Origin of the sequence: Sphingomonas elodea ATCC 31461, from assembly GCF_000226955.1 — a bacterium.
Classification (GTDB): Bacteria; Pseudomonadota; Alphaproteobacteria; order Sphingomonadales; family Sphingomonadaceae; genus Sphingomonas; species Sphingomonas elodea.
This window is the reverse complement of the sequence record NZ_AGFU01000026.1, coordinates 78,178-93,300: the sequence shown is the minus strand read 5'-3', so window position 1 is coordinate 93,300 and position 15,123 is coordinate 78,178. Positions and strand designations below refer to the sequence as shown.

Here is a 15,123-nt window from a genome sequence, read left to right as displayed (position 1 = left end):
TAGGATCGCGCGACGACAAGGAGACGCGGATGACGGTCCTGCACTATGCACCATCTCGTTCGGCGCTGGTGGCGCGTTTTCTCCCCTTTGCTGCGCTGCTGCTCGCTGGTTGGGCAGTCCGCACGCCGCTGGCCGCGGCCCATCCCCTTGTTGCCGGTCTGCTGTTCCTGTGGATCGCGAGCGACAGTCGGCTTTTGTCCCTGATCGCGCGCGCGCCGCGCCGCCGGCCGGAACCGCGCCAGATCGTCTCGGCGCTTGCCGTCGCTGTGTTTGCCGTATCGATCGTATCGCCGCCGGTGGTCCGCACGGCGCTTCTGTCGTTGCCGGCTCTGGCCGTTGCGATGGCGATTGTGGTGCTCGTCCACCTCGCCTGGGGCCTGCACGCAGCCGGAAGGCGTCTCGGCACGGCGGGCGAAGGCCGCTGGGTGGCGGCGCTTTCCGAGTTGTTGCCCGCGCCGCTCGTCCGGCTCGCGGCGGCGGAGCTTCGCTGGCTGCACATCGGCCTGTTCCGCTGGGGCGGTGCGCCGGATGTGCCGGCCGGATGCCAGGGCTTCGCCTACCACAAGCACCTCACGCCCATGGCGGTGACGCTGCTCGCGCTGCAGGCGATCGAGGTGGCGGTCCACCATCTGCTGCTCGCACATTGGAGTGCGTTTGCGGCCTATCTGCTATTCGTGGTGAGCGACGCGGGGATGGTCTACATGATCGCGCTGATCAAGTCCTTCCGACTGCGCCCGGTGCTGCTGACGCCCGAGGGTGTGCGGGTGCGCGCCGGCCTGCTGATCGATCACTTCGTCCCCTATGATGCGATCACGGGACTGGAGACCAGCTTCGACTCCGCGCTGGTGAAGGACAGGGTGACGCTCAACGCCGGGCTGCTTGCCTGGCCAAATCTCGTGCTCCGGCTGAACGCGCCGCTGCCCGCCTGGCGCCGGCCGCGCACGGCCATCGCCTTCCGCCTCGACGATCCCGAGCCGTTCGTCCACGCATTGCGCTGGCGGCTCGGGACCCGTTAGCCTCAGACCCGCCCGACCACGCTCTCCGGCAGGTCCTTGCCGAACACGCGCTGGTAATATTCGGCCACCTGTGCGCGTTCGGCATCGTCGCACTTGTTGAGGAACGACAGGCGGAAGGCGAAGCCGACATCGCCGAAGATCAGCGCGTTCTGCGCCCAGGTGATCACGGTGCGCGGGCTCATCACGGTCGAGATGTCGCCGTTGATGAAGCCGCGGCGGGTGAGCTCGGCCACGCGGACCATGTTCTCCACCGTCTCCTTGCCGCCGGGCTTGTCATATTCGCCCGACTTGGCGAGCACGATCCGCGCCTCGGTGGCCGCCGGCAGATAGTTGAGCGTGACGACGATGTTCCAGCGGTCCATCTGGCCCTGGTTGATCTGCTGCGTGCCGTGATAGAGGCCGCTGGTGTCGCCCAGGCCCACCGTGTTGGCGGTGGCGAACAGGCGGAACCACGGGCTCGGGCGGATCACCCGGTTCTGGTCGAGCAAGGTCAGCTTGCCCTCGGTCTCCAGCACGCGCTGGATGACGAACATCACGTCCGGGCGGCCCGCGTCATATTCGTCGAACACCAGCGCGGTCGGGGTCTGGAGCGCCCAGGGCAGCAGGCCTTCGCGGAACTCGGTGATCTGCTGGCCGTCCTTCAGCACGATCGCGTCGCGGCCGATCAGGTCGATGCGGCTGATATGCGCGTCGAGGTTGATGCGGATGCACGGCCAGTTGAGCCGCGCCGCCACCTGCTCGATGTGCGAGGATTTGCCGGTGCCGTGATAGCCCTGGATCATCACGCGGCGGTTGTGGGCGAAGCCGGCGAGCACCGCGAGCGTGGTGTCCGGATCGAACACATGGGCGGGGTCCAGATCCGGCACGCGCTCGTCCGCCTCGCTGAACGCGGGGACTTCCATGTCGATGTCGATCCCGAACAGATCGCGCACCTTCACCATCTTGTCGGGCGCGGCGAGGATTGTGGAATCCCGGCTTTCGGGGAAGGTGTTGGGCAGATCGGCCATGGTCTTGAATCCTTGAGTCCGAACGGGACCTAGAGGCTTGTTTGCCGCACTGCAACCGCATGTCCCAGTGGGCAGGTCAGGCGGCAATCTTTGGCGGCAGCAGGAACAGCGTGGCGAAGTCGGCCGCGCGGGATACGTCGCCCTCCACGACGAACCTGCCTTCGGACAACGCTGCGACCAGGGGCATGGTGCCGAACAGCACGGGGAGGAAATCATTGGGTTCGCCGACGAACACCGCTTCGGCCCCGGTCAGGGTGCCGCGCGTGATGGCGAGCACGCCGGCTTCCACCGCCGCCAGATAGGTCTCCTCGCCCAGCCGGAAGCCGATCCGGCCCGACCATCCGGCGGCCTGGTCGGGCAGCAGCAGCATGCGCAGCGCCAGCATCAGCGATACGCGCGAAAAGGGCAGGGCAGGATCGTGCCGCGGCGATCGCAGCGCCCAGCGGCCCATCGCCAGCACCACCGGCTCGGCCTCATAGCCCCAAGGGGTGAGCGCATAGACCTGCACGCTTGCCGGCGGCGGCAGCTTCTCGCGCACGACGATGCCGTCCGCCTCCAGCCCGGCGAGGCGCTGGGTGAGGACGTTGGCGCTGAGCCCCGGCAAGCCGGCGCGGATCTCGCCGAACCGGCGGGGCCCAAGCAGCAGTTCGCGGATGATCAGCAGTGCCCAGCGTTCACCGACGAATTCCAGCGCGAGGGCGGTGCCGCACGCGTCTTCGTAGCGCCGCCTCTTATCCAGGTTAGTTATCTTTTCTAACTTCACGGTTGTTTTCTAGGATCGGGCAAGGCACAAATCAAGCAGGCGGCGACTCAAGGAAGGCCGTCGGGGAGAGAGAAGATGGTCCAGCCGGTGTTCGTGAACCTGCCGGTGGCCGATGTGCCGCGCGCCACCGCCTTCTACGAAACGATCGGCTGCACGATGAACCGGCAGTTCAGCGGCCCCACCGCCAGTGCGATGGTCTGGTCCGAGGCGCTGACCTTCATGCTGCTCGACCGCGCCTTCTTCCAGACCTTCACCCCGCGTGCCGTGGCCGATGCGAGCGCGGTCACCGAGGTGCTGATCGCGCTGCCGCTGGCGGACCGCGCCGCGGTGGATGCGCTGGTCGACAAGGCCGTAGCGGGCGGCGGCTCGGGCGATATCCACCCGGTTCAGGACATGGGCTTCATGTACGGCCGCAGCTTCACCGATCCCGACGGCCACATCTTCGAGCCGTTCCACATGGACATGGCCGCCGCTGCCGCCGCGATGGAGGCCGCCGCCGACCCCGTCTGAAGGAAGAGGAGCAGGAGCATGGCCTATGTCGACGGATATGTATTGCCGGTGCCGGAGGGCAACCGTGCGGCCTATACCGATCTCGCCAGGAATACGGCCGAGAAGCTGCGGGCGCTGGGCGCGCATCAGGTGATGGAATGCTGGGGGCAGGACGTGCCCCATGGCAAGGCCACCGATTTCTACCGCGCGACCCATGCCGAGGAGGGGGAGGCGGTGGTCTTCGCCTGGGTGGTGTGGCCGGACAAGGCTGCGCGCGACGCGGGATGGGCTGCGATGATGGCCGATCCGGAGATGGAGGGGCTCGACATGCCGTTCGACACCCGCCGCATGTTCTGGGGCGGGTTCGAGCCGATCGTCGCGCTGGGGCAGGGCTGAGCAGGGAGAGAGGATATGACGAACCGGCAGGGTGAGATCATCTGGTACGAACTGATGACGCGCGACGCGGACGGGGCGGCGGCCTTCTATGCGGCCGTGACGGGCTGGCAGGTCGGCGCACCCCCGCCGGGCGGGCCGGACTATCGGATGTTCTCCGCTGCCGACGGCCATGCGGGCGGCATGCTCCAGCTGGACGCGGCGATGCTGGCGGCGGGAGCAAGTCCCGCCTGGCTGGCCTATTTCGGCGTCGACGATGTCGATGCGAGCGTCGCCGGCATCGTGGCGGAAGGGGGCAAGGTGCTGGTACCGGCCTGGGATGCACCCGGCGTCGGACGGATCGCGATGGTCACCGATCCGCAGGGCGTGCCCTTCTACGTCATGCGCGGCGCGACCGAGGGGGCGACGAGCGCCGTCTATCAGCGGCGCGGGCTCGGCCATGTCGGCTGGAACGAGCTGTTCGCGCCGGATGCCGAGGGGGCGCTCGGCTTCTATCACCGCCAGTTCGGACTGGCCTATATGGGGGGCATGCCGATGGGCGAGATGGGCGAATACAGCTTCATCGGCCATGACGGCGGCGAGCCGATGGGCGCGATCATGCGCTGCCCGCCGGGTGCCAAGCCGGGCTGGAGCTTCTACTTCCGGGTCGAGGATGTCGACGCGGCCAGGGCGAACGTGGAAGCGGCGGGCGGCACGGTGATCAACGGGCCGATGGACGTGCCCGGTGGCGAGCGGGTGCTGCAGGCGGTGGATCCGGACGGGGCCATGTTCGGGCTGTTGAGCGGGGCAGGCGCCTAGCGCCCGCCCGGTGCCGCTGATATCCGGGGGGCGTCCGGGTCTCGAGCCGGGGACGCGGTTGAACGCGCAGTTCCCGGTCAGGCGAAGGCCGCCGACCCCTTCAACTGCTGGTACGCCGCGATCACCCGCTGGAGCCGCGCTTCGTGGCTGCGGTCGCCGCCATTGCGGTCCGGGTGGAACCTGCGCACCAGCTCCGAATAGCGCTTGCGTAGCGCGGTGCGGTCCGAATCGATTTCCAGATCCAGCACCTTCAGCGCATCGCGATCCGCGCCGGACAGCGGCTTGCCGTCCTTGCGTTCGCCGCGATCCTTCATCCGGTCGCGATAGCGCGCGCCGATCGCGTCGAGCGGGTCGGCGAAATCGGCCCAGCGCGGCGGCACGTCCGGGTTGGCGCTGAATACCCGCGTCTCGCGCTCCCAGCCGGCGATCGGGCGTTGCGCCTCGTGGATCTCGTCCGGGCTCATGCCGGCGAAGAAATTGTAGCCGGAGTTGAACGCGCGGACATGGTCCAGGCACAGCCAGCGGAACGGCGGCGGGCCGTCGAAGCTGCTGCGCGCACCTTCCAGCGGCGGCGCGCGGAATTCGCCGGGGGCGGTGCAGCCCGGCTCTGCGCACAGTCTGCCCTCCGCCTCCATGCGACCATGGAAACGGGCATTCGGACGATCCCTTCTCGGCTGATGGCTAGCCACGCGACTCCCTCGAACAAACCGCCTATATAGGCGCGATGACCGACCTCGCTACCGGCCCGTTGGCCGATCTGATCGCCGATCGCCTGCGCTCCGCGCTCGCCCCGTCGCACCTCCATGTCAGCAACGACAGCGCCCAGCATCGCGGGCATCTGGGGGACGACGGAACGGGGGAGTCGCACTTCACCGTCACTATCGAGAGCCCCGCATTCGCCGGGCTGAACCGCGTCGCCCGCCAACGCAAGGTGAACCACGCGCTGGCCGACCTGCTCGCCACGCGCATCCACGCGCTGGCGATCAAGGCCACCGCGCCCGGCGAATGAGCGACCGTATCGCGCGCCCGGCGGCGCGGATCCTGCTGCTGGACGGGCAGGGCCGGGTGCTGCTGTTCCGTTTCGATCCCGGCGACCGGCCGCCCTTCTGGTGCACGCCGGGCGGCGCCGTCGATCCGGGCGAACGCTATGAGGATGCCGCCCGCCGCGAGCTGTGGGAGGAAACGGGCATCCGCGCCGATCCGGGCCCGGAGGTCGCGCAGCGCATCGTGGAGTTCGTGACGATCGAAGGCGTTCCCGTCTGGGCGGACGAACGCTACTTCCTCGTCCGCACCGAAGCAGCGGCGATCGAGACCTCGGGCCACACCGCGCTCGAGCAGCGGGTGATGCGCGGCTGGCGCTGGTTCACGCGGCAGGAGATCGCCGCGCACGCGGAGCCGATTTTTCCCGAGGACCTGCTGGAGATGCTCGCCGCCCTCGGGGCGTGAGCGAGCATCTCCGTCGCCCGGTGCTTACTGCCCCGCCCGCGCCTTGTCGCGGATGGCGCGGAATTCGGCGTCCTTGAACCAGTTCGGCCAGGCGTTGCCGTCGGCCAGCTGGCGGCCGAGTCCGTAATAGATGCGCAGGTCGGAAAGGGCGCCGTCCCAGCTCCAGCTGGGATCATATTCGTCCTGCGGCTTGTGGTAGCGCTGGTCGGTATAGTCCTCCGCGGCCTTGGCACCCGCCGCCTTGCCGCCCGTCACCAGATCGTCGCCGCTTTCGCCATAGAGCATCGGCACGCCCAGCTTGGCGAAGCTGAAATGGTCGGAGCGGTAATAGCTTCCCTTTTCGGGGGTGGATTCCACGCCGATCACCCGGCCTTCGGCGGCGACCAGCGGCTTCACCAGCTCCTCCAGCTCGGACTTGCCCGCGCCGATCAGCACGAAGTCCTTCGCCTTGCCGTGGATGTTGAGCCCATCCATGTTCACGCCGCCCACGGTTTTCGCGAGCGGATACAGGGCATGCTCGGCATAATATTGCGAACCGATCAGCCCCTGTTCCTCGGCGGTCACCGCCAGAAACACCATGCTGCGCTTGGCCGGGCCCGCCTTGGCATTGGCCTCGGCCAGCGCGACCAGACCGGCGGTGCCGGTGGCATTGTCGACCGCGCCGTTGCAGATGTCGTCGCCGTCCACCGGCTTGCAGCGGCCGAGATGATCCCAGTGCGCCGAGAACAGCACCACCTCGTCGGGCCGCGCGGTGCCCGGCAGGATGCCGACCACGTTCTTCGAGGCCTGGCGCTTGATCCCCACGCCGAAGCTTGCCGATGCCTTCACGCCCAGCGGCACCGCCTTGAAGCCCTTGTGCCTGGCCGCCTCGACCAGCGCGGCATAGTCCTTGCCGGCGCTGGCGAACAGCGCCTTGGCCGCATCCTGCTGGATCCAGCCGATCAGCTGCGACTGGTCGGCATGGTCGCCCGGCGTATCCTGTTCGAGCTTGGGGCCGCCCCAGCTGCTCTCCACCACGCCCCAGCCATAGGCGGCCGGCTCGGTATCGTGGATGATGATCGCGCCCGCCGCGCCCTGGCGCGCGGCTTCCTCATATTTGTACGTCCAGCGGCCATAATAGGTCATCGCCCGGCCGCCGAACGGGCCGTCCAGCGTCATGGTCTGCCAGTCGGGATCGTTGATCAGGATGACGACCGTCTTTCCCTTCACGTCGAGCCCGGCATAGTCGTTCCAGCCGCGCTCGGGCGCGTTGATGCCGTAGCCGACGAACACGACCTCGCTGTCCTTCAGCTCGATCTTCGGGGTGACGCGGTAGGTGGAGAACACCGCCTCGCTGCCATAGGCGAGCGACACCGGCGTCCTGCCGCCGGTGAAGGCGAGCTTGCTGGGGGCCTGCACGCTCAGTTCCACCAGCGGCACGTCCTGCACCCATTGCCCCTTGTTGCCGGGCTTGAGACCCGCCTTCTGGAAGCGCTCGATCAGATAGGCGATCGTCTTGTCCTCGCCCGCGGTCGTCGGCTTGCGACCCTCGAACGCATCGGAGGACAGGGTCTCGGTCACGGTCTTCAACGTGTCGACCGAGATGGCCGGGGCGGTTTGCGCCTGGGCCGCGGTGGATGTGAGCAGGGCAAGGGCAAGCAACGAAAAGCGCATGGAGGTCCTCCTGATGCGCCCGTTCTGGCAAGCCCGGCAGGCCCGGTCCAGCCCAACGAAAAAGGGCGGCCCCGAAGGACCGCCCCGTTTCTCGTTCCCGAAGGAAGCCAAATTAGCGCGAGTAGAACTCGACGACCAGGTTCGGTTCCATCTTCACCGGGTACGGCACTTCGTCGAGCGTCGGCACGCGGGTGAAGGTGACCTTCGCCGCACCGTCCGGCGCGACATAGTCGGGGATATCGCGCTCGGCGAGGCTCTGCGCTTCCATGACCAGGGCCATTTCCTGTGCCTTGCTGCTCAGGCTGATTTCCTGGCCCGGCTTGATGCGGCGCGAACCGATGTTGCACTTCTCGCCGTCGACGCGGATGTGACCGTGGTTGACCAGCTGGCGGGCCGCGAAGATCGTCGGCGCGAACTTGGCGCGGTAGACGATCATGTCGAGGCGCTGCTCGAGCAGGCCGATCAGGTTCTGACCGGTGTCACCCTTCATGCGCGACGCGTCTTCGTACGAGCGCTTGAACTGCTTCTCGGTGATGTCGCCGTAATAGCCCTTGAGCTTCTGCTTGGCGCGCAGCTGGATGCCGAAGTCCGACATCTTGCCCTTGCGGCGCTGGCCGTGCTGGCCCGGGCCGTACTCACGCTTGTTCACCGGGGACTTCGGACGACCCCAGATGTTTTCGCCCATGCGGCGATCGAGCTTATGCTTGGCGCTGGAGCGCTTCGACATGTAAAATCCTTTACCAACTGCTGTGACGTTGACCCGGGTGGCGAACCGCCCTGATCGCGATCCCGGTTTCGCCTGTGCTTCTCGGTCAAGAAAAGCGCAGGGCCACCGCTTCACCGGGGGTGCGGGGCCAATTGCGAAGGGGCGCGCCTAGCGGGGAGGGGCAGGGGAGTCAAGCCCGTCCCACTCCGCCCGAACCTGCGGATCGGCCTCGCTGCGGGCACGGGCGACGCGCGCTTCCTGCCAGCGGAACGGGTCCAGACGCGCCAGCGCCCAGATCGCGGCGCCGCGCACCACCGGGGCGGGATCGTCGAGCAGCGCCGTCGCCGCCGGCGCCAGCCGCGCGCTGCCGCTGTTGCCGGCGGCGATCAGGCAGTTGCGCATCATCCGGTCGCGCCCGATGCGCTTGATCGGCGAGCCCGCGAAGACCGTGCGGAAGCTGGCATCGTCCAGCGCCAGCAGGTCGGCGAGATAGGGCACGGTCAGTTCGGCGCGGGGGTGGAAGGCGAGGTTGGCCTGCGCGGCGACGGCGAACTTGTTCCACGGGCACACCGCCAGGCAATCGTCGCAGCCATAGATGCGGTTGCCGATCGCTTCGCGGAAGGCGTGCGGGATCGGCCCCTTGTTCTCGATCGTCAGGTAGGAGACGCAGCGCCGCGCATCGATGCGGTACGGCGCGGGGAAGGCGTCCGTGGGGCAGGCGGTCTGGCAGGCGTCGCAGCTGCCGCAGCTCCCGCCGCTCGGGCCGTCGGATGCCAGCTCCAGCGTGGTGTAGATCGCGCCGAGGAACAGCCAGCTGCCATGCGCCCGGCTCACCAGATTGGTGTGCTTGCCCTGCCAGCCGAGCCCGGCGGCTTCGGACAGCGGCTTTTCCATCACCGGCGCGGTATCGACGAACACCTTCACGTCGGCGCCGGGCGCCTCGGCTACCAGCCAGCGGGCGAGTTCCTTCAGCCGGCGCTTGACCACGTCGTGATAGTCGGCGCCCTGCGCGTAGACCGAGATGCGGCCGACCTCGCCCTCCTCCGCCAGCGCCAGCGGATCGGCGGCGGGGGCATAGCTCATGCCCAGCGCGATCACCGAGCGCACCTCCGGCCACAGGCCCTTCGGGCTGCCGCGCTGCTCGGCGCGCTCCTCCATCCATAGCATGTCGCCATGTGCGCCTTCGGCCAGCCAGGCCTGCAGTCGCGCCGCGGTCTGCGGGGCGGCGTCGGCATCCGCGATGCCGCAGGCCGCGAAGCCGATTTCCGCCGCCTTCGCCTTCAGTCGTTCTTCGATGGGCTTGTCTTGTCGCACGCCCTCCCGCTACCACGTTGTGATTGCGAGGGGGAGGCAAAGTGCAGGAACTGGCCGTCAGCGCCTCCGGGCTGGTCAAGCGCTTCGGCGATCGCCGCGCCGTCGACGGTGTCGGGATCGCCGTGCCCAAGGGGCTCATCTACGGTGTGCTCGGTCCCAACGGCGCGGGCAAGACGACGACGCTGCGCATGCTGCTCGGCATCATCGAGCCCGACGAGGGCGAGCGCACCCTGCTCGGCAGCCGCTTCCCGCGCGACGAGAGCGACCGCGTCGGCTATCTGCCCGAGGAGCGCGGGCTCTATCCCAACATGAAGTGTCGGGAGGCGATCGCCTTCATGGGCGCGCTGCGCGGCCTGCCCTGGAATACCGGGCGCCAGCGCGCGGGGGCGCTGCTGGAAAGCGCCGGCCTCGGCCACGCCGCCGACGACAAGATCCGCAAGCTGTCGAAGGGCATGGCGCAACTGGTCCAGCTGCTCGGATCGGTGGTGCACGAACCCGATCTGCTGGTGCTCGACGAGCCCTTTTCGGGGCTCGATCCCGTAAACCAGGAGCGACTGGAGCTGCTGATCCGCGCCCAGCGGGATCGCGGCGCCACCATTCTCTTTTCCACCCATGTGATGGCGCATGCCGAGCGCCTGTGCGAGCGCATCTCGGTGATCGCCGGCGGCCAGGTGCGGTTCGAGGGGACGGTGGACGAAGCCCGCGCGCTGCTGCCGCTGCGGGCGCGCTACACGCCGCACCAGGATGCCGACGCGATCGCGGCCATGTTGCCGGCGGACGCCGTGCGGCAGGAGGGCAGCTGGCGCTTCACCGTACCCGATGGCGGCATCGAGGCGCTGCTCGTCCGGCTGATCGACGCGGGGCATGGCATCTCCGGCCTGTCGATCGAGCGGCCCGGATTGCACGACGCTTTCGTTCGCATCGTCGGTGCAGACGCGATGGCCGACCAGCCGGAGACGGTCGCATGATGCCCCGCTTCCTGCGCCACGCCCTCACCATCGCCCGCCGCGACCTCAAGGCGACGGTGATGACGCCGACCTTCCTGCTGTTCCTGCTCAGCCCGCTGCTGATGATCGGCTTCGTGGTGATCGGGGGGCTCAGCGGGCAGGCTGCCGGCGCTGCCGGCGAGGCGCGGCAGGTGATCGTCGCGATCGCGCCTGCCGGCCAGCAGGACGCATTGCGCGCCACGGATCGCGAGCTGCGCAGCGTGTTCACCCGCGATTCCGCGCGTCCCAGGCTGCGGCTGGAAACGCAGCAGGCCGACACCGCGAAACAGGCGCGGGCGGTGTTCGATTCCGATACGATGGAAGCGGCGGCGGTGCTCTACGGACCGCTCGACCGCCCGACCGTGCTGCGCCGCGCCGGTGCCGAGGCGGAAGGCCGGTACCTCGCCGCGCTCGCCGCGCAGACGCTCCGTGCCGAACATGCCGCGGGCATCCGCAGCATAGCCCATTTCGAAACGGTCGCCCGCGAGGCGCCCACGGTCAGCGGTCGCGGGCAGGCGGCCTATTTTTCCACCTTCGCCATCTTCCTTGTCACGCTGATGCTCTCGGGCCAGGCGGTGGGCGCGATGGCGGAGGAGCGGTCGAACAAGGTCATCGAGATCCTCGCCGCCGCGGTGCCGCTCGAGAGCGTCTTTTTCGGCAAGCTGCTCGGCGCCTTCGGCTCGGCGCTGCTGTTCGTCGCCTTCTGGGGCACGCTGGTCGCCAACCTGCCGAAGCTGATGCCCGCGGGCCTGGCGGGGGCGCTCTCGGACCTGAGCGTGGCGGTGGGGCCGATCTTTCCGTTGCTGCTGATCGGCTATTTCGTGATGGCCTATCTGTTGCAGAGCGCGGTGTTCCTGGGCGTCGGCTCGCTCGCCTCCACCCAGCGCGAGATCCAGATGCTGTCGCTGCCGATCACCATCTTCCAGTTCGCGATGTTCGGCATGGCGTCCTACGCGGCGGGCAACCCGGAGAGCTGGGTGGCGACGGCGGCGCAAGTCGTGCCGTTCAGCTCGCCGATGGCGATGGCGGCGCGGGCGGCGAACGCGCCGGAACTGTGGCCGCACGCGATCGCCTTTGCCTGGCAGGGGCTGTGGGTGGCGATCACGCTGACCATCGCGGCGCGGCTGTTCCGGCGCGGGGTGCTCAAGTCGGCAAGCCCGAAGCGCGGGAAGAGAGCGGCGGCGTAGCGAATCCTCTTCCGCTTGCGTCCCCCTCCCGCAAGCGGGAGGGGGGAAGCATCACCGTGCGGCGTCGTCGATGGCGTTGCCGGTGCGGTCCACGCCATTGGCGAGCGCGTCGCCGGTATCGTCAGCACCTTCACGGATCGCGCGGCCGGCCTTGTCCACGCGATTCTCGATCTGGTCTCCCAAGCGGTCCGCGAAGTTGGAGACCGAATCGCCGGTGCGATCGAGCGAATTGTCGACGCGGTCCTCGGTGCTCGGCGAGCAGGCGGTGAGCCCCAGCACCAGCGCAGGCAAAAGAAGGGGCAGAGTCTTCGGCATATGGTCTCCTGGGTGTCTAGCCAGCGGGCGCACACGCGCGTAGAGGGCGCGCCATGTCACATCGCATCGCCCTCGCGTCGGATCACGCCGCCTTCGCCATGAAGGCAGAACTCGCCGATTGGTTGCGTGGCCTCGGCCATGACGTGCTCGATCTGGGCACGAACGGTCCGGAGAGCGTCGACTATCCGGATTACGGCTACCGCCTGGGCAAGGCGATCGAGACCGGCGAAGCGACCTTCGGCGTCGCGCTGTGCGGATCGGGCATCGGCATCTCGATCGCGGTGAACCGCAACCCGGCCGCGCGCTGCGCACTCGTTTCCGAGCCGCTCTCGGCCAGCCTTGCGCGCCAGCACAACGATGCCAATGTCATCGCCCTCGGCGCGCGGCTGATCGGCATCGAGATGGCCAAGGCCTGCATCACCAGTTTTCTCGAAACGGCTTTCCTCGGCGATCGGCACGTCCGCCGCGTGGAGAAGCTTGGCAACCCCGAAAGGAGCCCCGCATGAGCACCAACCCCGTTACGGCAGGCCTTCAGCCGGATGGCTTCTTCACCAAATCGCTCGCCGATGTCGATCCGGCGGTGTTCGCCGGCGTCGAGCATGAGCTCGCCCGCGAGCAGTATCAGATCGAGCTGATCGCGTCCGAGAACATCGTCTCCAAGGCGGTGCTCGAGGCGCAGGGCTCGGTGTTCACCAACAAATATGCCGAGGGCTATCCCGGCAAGCGCTATTACCAGGGCTGCCACCCGTCCGACGAGGTGGAGCAGCTGGCGATCGATCGCGCCAAGCAGCTGTTCGGCTGCGGCTTCGCCAACGTCCAGCCGCATTCGGGCGCGCAGGCCAATGGCGCGGTGATGCTCGCGCTGACCAAGCCGGGCGATACCATCCTCGGCCTGAGCCTCGATGCCGGCGGCCACCTGACCCACGGCGCGCGCGCGGCGATGAGCGGCAAGTGGTTCAACGCGGTGCAGTATGGCGTGCGTCCCGACGATCACCTGATCGACTATGACCAGGTGCTGGCGCTCGCCAAGGAGCATAGCCCCAAGCTGATCATCACCGGCGGCTCGGCCTATCCGCGCCACATCGATTTCGCCCGCTTCCGCGCGATCGCGGACGAGGTCGGCGCGACGTTCATGGTCGACATGGCGCACTTCGCCGGCCTGGTCGCGGGCGGCGTCCACCCGACCCCGTTCGGCCATGCGCATGTCGTCACCACCACCACGCACAAGACGCTGCGCGGGCCCCGTGGCGGCATGATCATGACCAACGACGAAGCGATCGCGAAGAAGATCAACTCGGCGGTGTTCCCGGGCCTGCAGGGCGGCCCGCTGATGCACGTGATCGCCGCCAAGGCGGTCGCGTTCGGCGAGGCGCTGCGTCCCGAGTTCAAGAGCTATGCCGCGGCGGTGGTCGAGAACGCCAAGGTGCTGGCGGCGACGCTCAAGGAGCGCGGCGCGAACCTCGTCTCGGGCGGCACCGACACGCACCTCGCGCTGGTCGACCTCACCCCGCTGGGCGTGACCGGCAAGGATGCCGACGAGGCGCTGGAGCGCGCGGCGATCACCTGCAACAAGAACGGCATCCCCAACGATCCGCTGCCGCCGATGAAGACCAGCGGCATCCGCGTCGGCTCGCCGGCGGGCACCACCCGCGGCTTCGGCCCGGCCGAGTTCCGCGAGATCGGCAACATGGTCGCCGACGTGCTCGAGGGGCTGCGCACCAAGGGCGAGGCGGGCGACGCCGCGGTCGAGGCCGATGTGAAGGCCCGCGTCCGCGCGCTGTGCGAACGCTTCCCGATCTACGGCGGCTAAGTGCGCTGCCCCTTCTGTTCGAATGAAGCCAGCCAGGTAAAGGATAGCCGCCCCACCGACGACGGGGCGGCGATCCGCAGGCGCCGGCAGTGCGAGGCGTGCGGCGCGCGCTTCACCACCTTCGAGCGCATCCAGCTGCGCGACCTGACCGTCGTGAAGAGCGGCGCCAATGGAATCGAGGGGCGTCGCGAGCCGTTCGAGCGCGAGAAGCTGATGCGCTCGGTCTCCACCGCGTGTCGCAAGCGGCCGATCCAGCCCGCCCAGATCGAGCGGCTGGTCTCGGGCATCCAGCGGCAGCTGGAAACGACGGGCGAGAGCGAAATCCCCTCCCAGCGCATCGGCGAGCTGGTGATGGAGGCGCTCAAGGGCCTCGATTCGGTGGCCTATATCCGCTTCGCCAGCGTGTATAAGGACTTCCGCGAGGCGAAGGACTTCGAGGAATTCGCCGGTAACGTCAGCGAGGTCGGCAAAAGTTGAATTCTCCCGTGATCGTGCTCGTCCGCCCGCAGCTGGGCGAGAATATCGGCAAGGCCGCGCGCGCCATGCTCAATTTCGGGCTGACCGAGATGCGCTTGGTGAGCCCGCGTGACGGCTGGCCGAACCCCTCGGCAGGTCCTGCAGCGAGCGGCGCCGACATCGTGCTGGAAAAGGCGCAGGTCTTCGAGACCGTCGCCGATGCGGTGGCGGATTGCGCGCAGGTCTATGCCACCACGGTGCGCAAACGCGGCGTGACCAAGCCGGTGGTGACGCCCGAGGTCGCCGCGCGCGAGATCCACGGCGCCGCCACCCGCAGCGCGATCCTGTTCGGGCCGGAGCGCTCGGGGCTGGAAACCGACGATGTGGCACTTGCCCGCACGATCATCACCGTGCCGATCAACCCGGAATTCGGCTCGCTGAACCTCGCCCAGGCGGTAATCCTGGTCGCCTATGAATGGTCCAAGCATGTCGGGCTGGAAAGCCCGCCCGCGGTCGACCTCGATCCGCCCGCGCCGCAGGAGGAACTGGACGGGATGATCGGCCAGCTCGACGCGATGCTGGACGATTCGGGCTATTATTTCCCGCCGGACCGGGTGCCGTCGACCAAGCGCACGCTGCGCACGCTGCTGACCAAGCCGCGCTGGTCGAGCCAGGAACTGCGCACGCTGCGCGGGGTGCTGTCCGCGCTGGATGGCCGGAAGCGCCACCGGGCGGAGTAAAGCCGCGTCCCCATGTCGTCATTCCGGCGAAAGCCGGAATCCAT

At 68.4% G+C, this 15,123-nt stretch carries 19 protein-coding genes; 12 read left to right on the top strand and 7 right to left on the bottom strand.

The annotated features are described in order from the left end of the window. The first annotated feature begins 29 nt into the window (after window positions 1-29). Complete coding sequence (locus KK7_RS0109480; RefSeq protein ID WP_010544408.1) at window positions 30-1,016, top strand: hypothetical protein; 987 nt, start codon at window positions 30-32, stop codon at window positions 1,014-1,016. 2 nt (window positions 1,017-1,018) lie between these two features. Here the strand turns inward: KK7_RS0109480 and cobS are convergent, their stop codons facing one another. Beyond that, window positions 1,019-2,023: a cobaltochelatase subunit CobS gene (gene cobS, locus KK7_RS0109475; protein ID WP_010544407.1), complete on the bottom strand. Its 1,005-nt coding sequence runs from the start codon at window positions 2,021-2,023 to the stop codon at window positions 1,019-1,021. 76 nt (window positions 2,024-2,099) lie between these two features. After that, window positions 2,100-2,786, bottom strand: coding sequence for a winged helix-turn-helix transcriptional regulator (locus tag KK7_RS0109470; RefSeq protein ID WP_010544406.1), 687 nt, complete (start codon window positions 2,784-2,786; stop codon window positions 2,100-2,102). 75 nt (window positions 2,787-2,861) lie between these two features. On the opposite strand from KK7_RS0109470, the gene KK7_RS0109465 reads away from it, so the two are divergent. The 3 genes from KK7_RS0109465 to KK7_RS0109455 are packed head-to-tail and all read left to right on the top strand — an operon-like array spanning window position 2,862 to window position 4,466. Beyond that, window positions 2,862-3,296 carry a VOC family protein gene (locus KK7_RS0109465; protein WP_010544405.1) on the top strand — a complete coding sequence of 145 codons (435 nt, stop codon included), beginning with the start codon at window positions 2,862-2,864 and terminating at the stop codon, window positions 3,294-3,296. Window positions 3,297-3,314: 18 nt separating this feature from the next. Then, window positions 3,315-3,671 carry a DUF1428 domain-containing protein gene (locus KK7_RS0109460; RefSeq protein WP_010544404.1) on the top strand — a complete coding sequence of 119 codons (357 nt, stop codon included), beginning with the start codon at window positions 3,315-3,317 and terminating at the stop codon, window positions 3,669-3,671. Between the two features lie 15 nt (window positions 3,672-3,686). Beyond that, window positions 3,687-4,466, top strand: coding sequence for a VOC family protein (locus KK7_RS0109455; protein WP_010544403.1), 780 nt, complete (start codon window positions 3,687-3,689; stop codon window positions 4,464-4,466). A 77-nt stretch (window positions 4,467-4,543) separates the two neighbouring features. Here KK7_RS0109455 and KK7_RS0109450 read toward each other — a convergent pair whose 3' ends face one another. Continuing rightward, complete coding sequence (locus KK7_RS0109450; RefSeq protein WP_010544402.1) at window positions 4,544-5,101, bottom strand: J domain-containing protein; 558 nt, start codon at window positions 5,099-5,101, stop codon at window positions 4,544-4,546. An 89-nt stretch (window positions 5,102-5,190) separates the two neighbouring features. Between KK7_RS0109450 and KK7_RS0109445 the strand changes: the two genes are divergently transcribed. After that, complete coding sequence (locus KK7_RS0109445) at window positions 5,191-5,475, top strand: BolA family protein (RefSeq protein WP_010544401.1); 285 nt, start codon at window positions 5,191-5,193, stop codon at window positions 5,473-5,475. After that, window positions 5,472-5,912 (top strand): NUDIX hydrolase, encoded by a 441-nt coding sequence (locus KK7_RS0109440; RefSeq protein ID WP_010544400.1) that lies wholly within the window; start codon window positions 5,472-5,474, stop codon window positions 5,910-5,912. Before KK7_RS0109445 ends, KK7_RS0109440 begins: the two co-directional genes overlap by 4 nt. A 24-nt stretch (window positions 5,913-5,936) precedes the next feature. Here KK7_RS0109440 and KK7_RS0109435 read toward each other — a convergent pair whose 3' ends face one another. From KK7_RS0109435 to queG, 3 genes are all read right to left on the bottom strand, one after another. After that, on the bottom strand, window positions 5,937-7,565 hold the full coding sequence (locus KK7_RS0109435; RefSeq protein WP_010544399.1) for a M28 family metallopeptidase: 1,629 nt from the start codon (window positions 7,563-7,565) through the stop codon (window positions 5,937-5,939). Window positions 7,566-7,677: 112 nt separating this feature from the next. Next, the gene (rpsD, locus tag KK7_RS0109430) at window positions 7,678-8,292 is read right to left on the bottom strand and encodes a 30S ribosomal protein S4 (protein WP_010544398.1); all 615 of its coding nucleotides are present in this window, start codon (window positions 8,290-8,292) and stop codon (window positions 7,678-7,680) included. A gap of 147 nt (window positions 8,293-8,439) precedes the next feature. Continuing rightward, on the bottom strand, window positions 8,440-9,585 hold the full coding sequence (gene queG / locus KK7_RS0109425; protein WP_010544397.1) for a tRNA epoxyqueuosine(34) reductase QueG: 1,146 nt from the start codon (window positions 9,583-9,585) through the stop codon (window positions 8,440-8,442). A 41-nt stretch (window positions 9,586-9,626) separates the two neighbouring features. Here queG and KK7_RS0109420 point away from each other — a divergent pair, with 41 nt between their 5' ends. Both KK7_RS0109420 and KK7_RS0109415 read left to right on the top strand, forming a co-directional pair. After that, complete coding sequence (locus KK7_RS0109420) at window positions 9,627-10,553, top strand: ABC transporter ATP-binding protein (protein ID WP_010544396.1); 927 nt, start codon at window positions 9,627-9,629, stop codon at window positions 10,551-10,553. Beyond that, entirely contained in the window at window positions 10,550-11,758 is a 1,209-nt protein-coding gene (locus tag KK7_RS0109415) for an ABC transporter permease (RefSeq protein WP_010544395.1), read from the top strand. The genes KK7_RS0109420 and KK7_RS0109415 overlap by 4 nt, the downstream gene beginning before the upstream one ends. Window positions 11,759-11,809: 51 nt before the next feature. Here KK7_RS0109415 and KK7_RS0109410 read toward each other — a convergent pair whose 3' ends face one another. Beyond that, entirely contained in the window at window positions 11,810-12,073 is a 264-nt protein-coding gene (locus tag KK7_RS0109410; RefSeq protein WP_010544394.1) for a hypothetical protein, read from the bottom strand. Between the two features lie 53 nt (window positions 12,074-12,126). On the opposite strand from KK7_RS0109410, the gene rpiB reads away from it, so the two are divergent. The 4 genes from rpiB to KK7_RS0109390 are packed head-to-tail and all read left to right on the top strand — an operon-like array spanning window position 12,127 to window position 15,079. Continuing rightward, window positions 12,127-12,579, top strand: a complete 453-nt coding sequence (rpiB, locus tag KK7_RS0109405; RefSeq protein ID WP_010544393.1) for a ribose 5-phosphate isomerase B — start codon at window positions 12,127-12,129, stop codon at window positions 12,577-12,579. Beyond that, window positions 12,576-13,883: a serine hydroxymethyltransferase gene (glyA, locus tag KK7_RS0109400; protein ID WP_010544392.1), complete on the top strand. Its 1,308-nt coding sequence runs from the start codon at window positions 12,576-12,578 to the stop codon at window positions 13,881-13,883. The genes rpiB and glyA overlap by 4 nt, the downstream gene beginning before the upstream one ends. Continuing rightward, entirely contained in the window at window positions 13,884-14,360 is a 477-nt protein-coding gene (gene nrdR / locus KK7_RS0109395; protein WP_010544391.1) for a transcriptional regulator NrdR, read from the top strand. It begins immediately after the preceding gene. After that, on the top strand, window positions 14,357-15,079 hold the full coding sequence (locus KK7_RS0109390) for an RNA methyltransferase (protein ID WP_040598215.1): 723 nt from the start codon (window positions 14,357-14,359) through the stop codon (window positions 15,077-15,079). The genes nrdR and KK7_RS0109390 overlap by 4 nt, the downstream gene beginning before the upstream one ends. Window positions 15,080-15,123: the final 44 nt, after the last annotated feature.